This is a genomic window from Paraburkholderia sp. JHI2823 (assembly GCF_038900695.1).
Lineage (GTDB): Bacteria > Pseudomonadota > Gammaproteobacteria > Burkholderiales > Burkholderiaceae > Paraburkholderia > Paraburkholderia mimosarum.
The window spans coordinates 1-213 of the sequence record NZ_JAYMRY010000465.1 but is presented as its reverse complement, the minus strand read 5'-3'; the positions used below and the strand labels follow the sequence as shown (position 1 = coordinate 213).

The window sequence follows — 213 nt, the reverse complement described above, 5'->3', positions numbered from 1 at the left end:
CGACCCAGGCGACCTGGACGGATACGACGCCGCCGCTCGCGCCGAGCGTGAACGTGGCGACGAATCCGGACGGCAGCCTGACGGTGTCGGGCAAGGCCGAAGCGGGCAGCAAGGTGACGGTGACGAATCCGGACGGCACGTCGGAGACGACCACGGCCGGCGCTGACGGCAGCTACTCGGTGACGACGCCGGTGAACCAGCCGAGCGGCAACG

The 213-nt window shown here is 70.9% G+C and carries 1 protein-coding gene; it reads left to right on the top strand.

All coding sequences use genetic code 11. The features are described from left to right. Positions 1 to 213 (top strand): Ig-like domain-containing protein (locus VSR34_RS39425; protein WP_342965336.1); only part of this gene is annotated, 213 nt, incomplete at both ends.